The organism is Microbacterium umsixpiens (assembly GCF_053543675.1).
In genome coordinates, this window is sequence record NZ_JBLVOH010000123.1 from 6,336 (window position 1) to 14,830 (window position 8,495).

An 8,495-nucleotide genomic window follows, 5' to 3' on the forward strand; every position below is an offset into this window, starting at 1 on the left:
CATGCACCGCCTCGGGGTGCTCGGCGCGCAGATACGCGGCGATGCGCCGCGAACGCTCAGCCGGCAGCTGCGACTCCGTGAGTGCGTAGTCGGCGATCACGGCCTCACGATCGGCGCCGACGGCGGAGAGGGCGAGGGCCACCGTGACCCCCGTGCGGTCCTTGCCGACCGTGCAGTGCACCAGGGTGGGCGCCCCCACGGCGATGATGCGGATGGCCTCGACCAGGCGCTCCCCACTCTCCTCCAGCAGATGCAGGTAGAGGTCGTCGAGGCTCGTGTCGGCTTCGAAGAACGATCGCACCGACCCCAGGAACAGTGGGAGGTGAGTGGTATCCGGCCCCTCGATCTCGGTGGGCTCCGACGCCACCTCCTCGCCGTCGCGGAGGTCGACGATGTGCTGCACCGTCGCACGGAGCACGGCCGCTCCGTTCGTCGTGGCGCCCGAAAGCTGACCCGACCGCAGCAGCACGCCCGCCCGGATGCGGCCGCCGGACGTCGGGATGCCGCCGACATCGCGGACGTTGGTGACCCCGTCGACGTCGAGGATCATCACGCCTGCGCCTGCGGAGTCCGGGCGGGAACCGGATAGCGTCCGGCGATCACGACGCGGTTGAACGCGTTGATGGAGACGCACGCCCAGCTGAGCGCCGCGTACTCCTTCTCTGTGAAGACGCTGCCGACCAGGTCGTACACCTCGTCGGACACGCCGTCTTCGGAGATGAAGGTGAACGCCTCGGCGAGCTCGAGGGCCGCGCGCTCGCGCTCGCTGAACACGCCGCTCTCGCGCCAGGTCGGGATCTGGGTGAGCGTGTCGGTGTCGATGCCGGCGGCGACGGCGCGGTCGACGTGGATGCGGGCGCAGTATGCGCAGCCGTTGAGCTGCGAGCAGTGGATCATGACGATCTCCTTGAGACGATCGTCGATGCCGTTCGCCGCGCAGATCTGCCCGACGGTCTTCGAGAACGCATCGAGCGCCTGATACGCGGTCGGCTCGGTCTTGGACAGGTGCACACGCGTCTCGCTCATGACTCCATGATATTCGGCGGTCGCACTCATGGTCTCGGCGGGCCTAGATGTCGCGGAATGCACAATGCCAGAAGTCAGCGACAGAGTTTCACCAGAATGACATTCTATGCCCGAGATTTGCTTGGCACACTGCTCCCGCATTTCTCCTGCGTCGTCGCGGAGGAGCAGAATATCCACGTGGCGATCGACATCAGCGAGTTCAGCTATCTTCCCGCACAGGCCGAAGCGCTCGGCGTTCCCCTCCCGGAGGTGGAGCGTCTCACTCTCCCCCTCTCCGACGGACGCTCCCTGAGCGCGCTGCGGTTCGGCGGGGACGCGCCCCAGGTCACACTCCTGCACGGCGCGGGCCTGAACGCGCACACGTGGGATACGACGTCTCTCGCGCTCGGGCTGCCGCTGCTCGCGATCGATATGGCCGGCCACGGCGACTCCTCCTGGCGGGACGACGTCGACTACACCCCGCGCACCCTCGCACGCGATGTCGCAGAGGCCCTCGACGCCTGGACCTCACAGCCGCAGGTCGTCGTCGGACAGTCGCTCGGCGGACTCACCGGCGCCGCCCTCGCCGCTTCCCGACCCGATCTGGTCTCCGAGCTCGTGATCGTCGACATCACCCCCGGCATCGACGTCACCGCCGGACCGGCCGCGCTGCGCGAGTTCTACGCCGGCCCCACGGACTTCGCCTCCAGGGACGAACTCGTCGACAAGGCGATGTCGCTCGGCTTCGGCGGCAGCCGTCCCGAGACCGAGCGCGGCGTCTTCCTCAACACCCGCGTGCGACCCGATGGACGAGTGGAGTGGAAGCACCACTTCGCACACCTCGCCGCACACGCGCTCGCCGCGCACGATCCGGGTTCGGCCACCGCACCGTCGGTCCTGCACGAGACCGGGTGGGACGACCTGTCCGGGGTGAGCGCCCCGATCACCCTGGTGCGCGCCGCCCGCGGGTTCGTCAGCGAGGCCGATGCCGCAGACTTCCAGCGGCGTGTCCCCGCAGCCCGCGTCGTGAGTCTGGACGCGACGCACAACGTGCAGGAAACTGCACCGGTCGAGCTGGCCGCCCTCATCGCCGCCGCATCCACCGTTCGCGGAATATGACCTTCCGTTCCACACCCGACCCGCACCCTGCCACGCAACTCTAGGCTCGACACAACGGCACACAGCAACTGCCGCACCGAGAGGAAACGCCCATGTTCCGACGCACCCGACGCCTCGCGCTGATCTCCGCGCTCGCGGCCACCGCCGTCATACTCAGCGCCTGCGCCGGCTCCCCTGCGCCCAGCCCTTCCGAGAGCGCCGGCGAGCCCGACCCCGACGCGACCCTGCACGTCGGACTGGTCCTCGAACCGACCAACCTCGACATCCGGCACACCAGCGGCGCAGCTCTCGAGCAGATCCTCATCGACAACATCTACGAGGGCCTCGTCACGCGCACGCAGGACAACGAGATCGAAGGGCGACTCGCCACGGACTACGAGGTCTCCGACGACGGGCTGACCTACACCTTCACCCTCGGCGAAGGCATCCTCTTCCACGACGGCACCGCGCTCACCTCCGCCGATGTCGTCTCCTCGTACGAGACCGTGCGCACGGACGCCACCGTGCAGGGGAACGCCGACTTCGCAGCGGTCTCGTCGATCACGGCGACGGATGCCACCACGGTGCAGATCGTGCTCACCGAACCGAACCAGAACTTCCTGTTCGCCCTGACGGGTCCGGCGGGGCTGGTCTTCAAGACCGGCGACACCACCGACCTGAAGTCGGCCGAGAACGGCACCGGACCGTTCACACTGACCCGCTGGAACAAGGGCAGCACCATCACCTTCGCCCGCAACGACGAGTACTGGGGAGACCCGGCCGGTGTCGCGCAGGTCGAGTTCCAGTACATCCCGGACTTCACGGCGGGCGTGAACGCCGCACTCGCCGGCGACGTCGAGGTGCTCACCGCCGTCGATCCCAACCTCGCGCCGCAGCTCGAGGACTCCGGAGAGTTCGCGCTGACGAAGGGCCGCACCACCGACAAGGCCACGCTGGCGTTCAACAACAAGAAGGCGCCGCTCGACGACGTCCGCGTGCGCGAGGCACTCCGCCTGGCCATCGACCACGATGCCCTCATCGAGGCGGTCGGCGCGGGCACGACGCTGTTCGGCCCGATCCCCGAGCTCGACCCGGGCTACGAAGACCTGTCGGACGTGATCTCGTACGACCCCGAGAAGGCCAAGGACCTGCTCGCCGAAGCCGGCCAGGAAGACCTGGAGCTCACCCTCACGATCCCCGCGTTCTACGGGACGACGGTGCCCAAGGTGCTGATCTCCGACTTCAAGAAGGTCGGCGTCGCCCTCGACGTCAACTCGGTCGAGTTCCCGACCTGGCTCGAAGACGTGTACACGAACAAGGACTACGACCTCAGCTTCGTGCTGCACGTCGAGCCGCGCGACTTCGGCAACTTCGCCAACCCCGACTACTACTTCGGCTACGACAACGCGGAGGTGCAGGACCTGTACTCGAAGGCCCTCGCCGAGGTGGACCCCGACAAGTCCGCCGAGCTGCTCGCGCAGGCCGCCCGCATCGTGTCGGAGGACCACGCCGCGGATTGGCTGTACAACGGCGAGACCATCACGGCCGTGGCTCCGATCGTCACTGGGTTCCCCGAGGACTCGATCAACTCCCGGATCAACCTCGCCGGCGTGACCGTCTCCGCAGAGAAGTAGCAAGCGGTCACCCCTCCGTGATCCGCTACGCGCTCGTCCGAGGAGCCCTGCTCATCGCAGGGCTCCTCGTGTCGAGCGTGCTCATCTTCCTCACCCTCCGGGTCTTCCCGGGAGATGTCGCTCAGCTGATCGCCGGCACGCAGGCCTCCCCCGCCGAGGTCGACGCGCTCCGGGAGTCGCTCGGGCTGAACCAGCCGCTGCTCGCGCAGTACACCGACTGGATCGGAGGCATCTTCCGGGGCGACCTCGGCACCTCGCTGCTCTCGGGCGCCTCGGTGGGCGAGGAACTGCTGCTCAAGGCCCAGGTCACCGTGCCCCTCGGCATCATGGCGCTGCTCATCGCCGTGCTCATCGCGGTGCCGTTCGGGATCCTCGCCGCCCTCCTGCGCGGCCGCCGCACCGGCACCGCCCTCAGCGTCGGCGCCCAGACGCTGGCCGCCGTGCCCGTCGTGTGGGCCGGCATGATGCTCATCGTCGTCTTCTCGGTCTGGCTCGGCTGGCTGCCGCCGCAGGGATTCCCCCGCACCGGCTGGTCCACGCCCGGGCGCGCGATCGAGTCGCTGCTGCTCCCCGCGCTGACGATCGGCGTGGTCGAGGGCGCCATGCTCATGCGCTTCGTGCGCAGCGCGACCCTGCAAGCTGCCGGACAGGACTTCGTCCGCACGGCAGCGGCGAAGGGTCTGACCCGCACGCGCGCGCTCATCCAGCACGGGATCCCGGCCGTGGGGCTCTCGATCATCACGGTGCTCGGACTCCAGGTGGCCGGGATCATCGTCGGATCCGTCATCATCGAGCAGCTGTTCACCCTCCCCGGGATCGGACGGATGCTGGTCGCCGACGTCGGCACCCGCGACCTCATCAAGGTGCAGAGCGAGCTCCTCGTGCTCACCGGCTTCGTGCTGGTCGTGGGCTTCGTCGTCGACCTGCTGCACCGCGCCATCGATCCTCGACAGCGGGAGGCCGCATGACGCCGCGCTGGCTCGGCCGACTCTGGGGCACACCCACGGGGCGCTTCGGGATCATCGTCGTCGCCGTGATCGCCCTGACCGCGATCGTGGCGCTGTTCTGGACCCCGTTCGACCCGCAGGCATCGGACATCGGCGACCGCTGGTTGCCGCCGAGCTGGCCGCACCTGCTCGGCACCGACGACACCGGCCGCGACATCCTGAGCCTGCTGATGGCGGGCGCGCGCACGACCGTCTTCGTCAGCATCGGCGCGGGACTCGTGGCCACGCTCGTCGGCATCGCCCTGGCAGCCCTCGGCGCCCTCACGGCTCGGTGGATGCGTGAGACCGTCGCGGTGCTCGTCGACATCCTGATCGCCTTCCCCGTGCTGTTGATCGCCATGATGATCTCGTCGGTCTGGGGCGGGTCGCTCTGGGTCGTGATCTGGTCCGTGGGGATCGGCTTCGGCGTGAACATCGCCCGCGTCACCCGACCCGAGCTGCGCCGCGTGCAGCAGAGCGACTTCGTGCTCGCCGCCCGCGCCGCAGGTCTCACGCCGACGCAGAGCCTTGTGCGGCACCTGCTTCCGAACGTCGCCCCGGTCTTCATCGTGCAGCTCTCCTGGTCCATGGCCGTCGCCGTGCTCGCCGAGGCCGGCCTGTCGTACCTCGGATTCGGCGCGTCGGTGGTCGAGCCGAGCTGGGGGCTCCTGCTCGCCGATCTCCAGCGCTACATCGGCGTGCATCCGCTGTCGGTGATCTGGCCGGGGCTCGCGATCACGATCACCGTGCTCGCACTCAACCTGCTCGGCGACGGACTGCGCGAGGCGACGGATCCGACCCTGCGGCATCGCGCCGCCGAGGTCCACACACCGGGAGTGGTCGCATGAGTCTGTCCGTGCAGGATCTGGTGATCGAGATCGACGGGCGCCGCGTCGTCGACGCGATCTCGTTCGAGGTACCCGACGGTGCGCGACTCGGACTGATCGGCGAGTCGGGATCGGGCAAGTCGCTCACCGCCCTCGCGGTCCTCGGGTTGCTCCCCGACGGCGCGACGGCCAGCGGCAGCATCCGCTGGAACGGCATCGAGCTGATCGGGATGCCGGATCGCGAACTGGCGAAGCTCCGCGGGGACGACATCGGCATCGTGTTCCAGGAGCCCCGGACGGCGCTCAACCCCATCCGGACGGTGGGTCGGCAGATCGCGGAGTCCATCCGCATCCACGAGGGACTCGGTCGTCGGGAAGCCCGGGAGCGCGCGATCGCGGAAGCGGCACGCGTACGGCTCCCCGATCCCGAGTCGATCGTGGACCGCTATCCGCACCAGCTCTCGGGCGGGCAGCGGCAGCGCGTCGCGATCGCCATGGCACTCGCCTGCCGTCCGCGGCTGCTCATCGCCGACGAGCCGACCACGGCACTCGACGTCACGATCCAGGCCGAGATCCTCTCCCTGCTGCTCGCGCTCGTCGCCGACGAGGGGATGTCGCTCGTGTTCATCACGCACGACCTCGCCGTGCTCGCGCAGGTCGCGTCCGAGGGCGTGGTGCTCGAGCATGGACGCGTCGTCGAAGCGGCCCCCGTCTCGACGCTGCTGTCGACTCCTGCCTCACCGGTCACCCAGGGCCTGCTGCGCGATGCCACGGCGACTCTCTGGCGGCCGAACGGCGGTGCCGCATGAGTCTGATCGAAGCACGGGGACTCCGCCGCGACTTCGTCGTCCCGAAGCGAACCGCATTCGAGCGCACGCGCACGCAGACGGCGCTGGCGGCGACCGACCTCGATGTCGTCGAGGGTTCATCCGTGGGGATCATCGGCGAGTCGGGGTCGGGAAAGTCCACGCTGGTCCGACTGATCCTCGGTCTCGACCGCCCCACGTCCGGGACCGTGTCGATCGACGGACGCCCCGTCGACGCCACGGCATCCGCGAAGTCCCTGCACTGGCTGCGGCGGGAGACCGGACTCGTCTTCCAGGATCCGTATGCCTCGCTCGACCCGCGCATGACCGCCGGTCAGATCGTGCGAGAGCCGCTGTGGGCGCTCGGCATCGAGGGAGACCACCGCGCGCGCGTACGCGAGGTACTTGCCCAGGTCGGCCTCGAGCCCGAGATGGGCGACCGTTATCCACACGAGTTCTCGGGCGGCCAGCGCCAGCGGATCGCGCTCGCCCGGGCGATCGTGCACCGCCCCCGCATCCTCGTCGGCGACGAGCCGCTCTCCGCCCTCGACGTGACGGTGCGCGCGCAGATCCTCGAGCTGCTGATCGAGCTCCGCCGCACGACCGATCTCACCCTGCTGCTGGTGTCGCACGACATCGGCGTGGTCCAGAACCTGTGCGACGCGGTCGTCGTGATGAAGGACGGCCACATCGTCGAGCGGGGTTCGACTCAGGATGTGCTGCTGCACCCCACGGAGGACTACACGAAGACGCTGCTCGCGGCGATCCCGGTGATCCCGGGCGCTCCCCCTCGCCCCTCCAGCGACTGAGCTGCCGCGGATTCTTCGGGTCGTCAGCGCGAACCGAAGAGCCTTCGCCGGCGTCCGGTGGGCTTGAGCACACGCCGCATGTACACCGTGCCGAGGTCGCGGCCGAACTTGTAGCCGACCCGCCCCATGCGACCGGCTTCGACGAACCCCAGCTTCTCGTGCAGCCGGATCGACGCCTCCGCGCCGCTGTCGCTGATCACCGCGACCATCTCGCGCAGACCGATCTGCTCGCAGGCATCGATGAGCGCCTGCAGCAGGGCCGCGCCGAGTCCCTTCCCGCCCGCGCCCGGACCGAGGTAGATCGAGTCCTCGACCGTGTACTTGTAGGCGTTCTTCCCCGCCCAGGGCTGCGCGAGCGCGTATCCCATGACCACGCCGGCCGGCGAGACCGCCACGAGGAACGGCAGCTCCAGGCGAGTGAGCAGCGCGTACTTGTCACGCCAGTACGGGATGCTGCTGCGCCGCTCGTCGAGCGTCACAGCCGAGTTGCTCACGAAATGGTTGTAGATCTCGCGGACGTGAGGCAAGTCCGCCGGACGCGCTGCACGGATCGTGTACGAGAAGACCTCGGGGGCGATCTCGGGGCGGAGGTGGCGCGGGAGGACGCGGCGACGGTCCCCCGGTTCGAACTGCATGCGCTCAGCTTAGAGACGGAGTGGCTTCGCCCTCCACTCTCCAGTCGATCGCAGCGCCTAGATCAGGCGCTCGGCCTCCGCAGGCTCGCCACCCACCCGCCAGTCGATCGCGTCGGCGCCCTGCTCGGCGAGGAGGTCGTTCACGCGGGAGAACGGGCGGGAGCCGAAGAAGCCGCGGCTGGCGGACAGCGGAGACGGATGCGCAGAGGCGATGATCGGCGTCGAACCCAGCATCGGCTGCAGGTTCGCGGCGTCCTTGCCCCACAGCACGGCGACGAGCGGCTGATCGCGGGCGACGAGCGTCCGGATCGCGAGCTCGGTGACCTTCTCCCACCCCCAGCCGCGGTGGGAAGCGGCGGCACCGGGCCGCACGGTGAGCACGCGGTTGAGCAGGAGCACGCCCTGATCGCTCCACGCAGTGAGATCGCCGTGGGGCGCCGGCGGGATGCCGAGATCGCTCTCCCGCTCCTTGTAGATGTTGGAGAGGCTGCGCGGTAGCGGGCGCACAGCACGATCGACCGCGAAAGACAGACCGATCGGGTGGCCGGGCGTCGGATACGGGTCCTGTCCGGTGATCAGCACCCGCACGTCGGCCAGCGGTCGCTGGAAGGCCCGGAGCACGTTCTCACCGGACGGCAGGTACCCGTGCCCCGCCTCCTGCTCGGCGCGGAGTCGCTCGCCGAGCTCGGTGATCG

At 69.2% G+C, this 8,495-nt stretch carries 10 protein-coding genes; 6 read left to right on the forward strand and 4 right to left on the reverse strand.

Features of this window, described 5'->3' with window-relative positions:
• Positions 1-550, reverse strand: a 550-nt coding sequence (locus ACNPM4_RS12340) for a tyrosine-protein phosphatase (RefSeq protein ID WP_448985876.1), incomplete at its 3' end; no start/stop codon positions are given.
• Entirely contained in the window at positions 550-1,026 is a 477-nt protein-coding gene (locus tag ACNPM4_RS12345; RefSeq protein WP_029261916.1) for a carboxymuconolactone decarboxylase family protein, read from the reverse strand. The genes ACNPM4_RS12340 and ACNPM4_RS12345, both read right to left, overlap by 1 nt.
• Before the next feature lie 171 nt (positions 1,027-1,197).
• Between ACNPM4_RS12345 and ACNPM4_RS12350 the strand changes: the two genes are divergently transcribed.
• The 6 genes from ACNPM4_RS12350 to ACNPM4_RS12375 all read left to right on the forward strand — a co-directional run bounded on the left by ACNPM4_RS12350 (position 1,198) and on the right by ACNPM4_RS12375 (position 7,165).
• Entirely contained in the window at positions 1,198-2,124 is a 927-nt protein-coding gene (locus ACNPM4_RS12350) for an alpha/beta fold hydrolase (RefSeq protein ID WP_448985885.1), read from the forward strand.
• Positions 2,125-2,216: 92 nt separating this feature from the next.
• Positions 2,217-3,737: an ABC transporter substrate-binding protein gene (locus tag ACNPM4_RS12355; RefSeq protein ID WP_029261918.1), complete on the forward strand. Its 1,521-nt coding sequence runs from the start codon at positions 2,217-2,219 to the stop codon at positions 3,735-3,737.
• Between the two features lie 17 nt (positions 3,738-3,754).
• Positions 3,755-4,705 carry an ABC transporter permease gene (locus tag ACNPM4_RS12360; protein WP_448985877.1) on the forward strand — a complete coding sequence of 317 codons (951 nt, stop codon included), beginning with the start codon at positions 3,755-3,757 and terminating at the stop codon, positions 4,703-4,705.
• Positions 4,702-5,571 carry an ABC transporter permease gene (locus tag ACNPM4_RS12365; RefSeq protein ID WP_448985878.1) on the forward strand — a complete coding sequence of 290 codons (870 nt, stop codon included), beginning with the start codon at positions 4,702-4,704 and terminating at the stop codon, positions 5,569-5,571. The genes ACNPM4_RS12360 and ACNPM4_RS12365 overlap by 4 nt, the downstream gene beginning before the upstream one ends.
• On the forward strand, positions 5,568-6,359 hold the full coding sequence (locus ACNPM4_RS12370; protein WP_448985879.1) for an ATP-binding cassette domain-containing protein: 792 nt from the start codon (positions 5,568-5,570) through the stop codon (positions 6,357-6,359). Before ACNPM4_RS12365 ends, ACNPM4_RS12370 begins: the two co-directional genes overlap by 4 nt.
• Positions 6,356-7,165 (forward strand): ABC transporter ATP-binding protein, encoded by an 810-nt coding sequence (locus ACNPM4_RS12375; protein WP_448985880.1) that lies wholly within the window; start codon positions 6,356-6,358, stop codon positions 7,163-7,165. The genes ACNPM4_RS12370 and ACNPM4_RS12375 overlap by 4 nt, the downstream gene beginning before the upstream one ends.
• Before the next feature lie 23 nt (positions 7,166-7,188).
• On the opposite strand, the gene ACNPM4_RS12380 is transcribed toward ACNPM4_RS12375, so the two are convergent.
• Positions 7,189-7,800, reverse strand: a complete 612-nt coding sequence (locus tag ACNPM4_RS12380) for a GNAT family N-acetyltransferase (RefSeq protein ID WP_448985881.1) — start codon at positions 7,798-7,800, stop codon at positions 7,189-7,191.
• A 57-nt stretch (positions 7,801-7,857) separates the two neighbouring features.
• The coding region (locus ACNPM4_RS12385) for a uracil-DNA glycosylase (RefSeq protein WP_448985882.1) at positions 7,858-8,495 on the reverse strand (638 nt) is incomplete at its 5' end.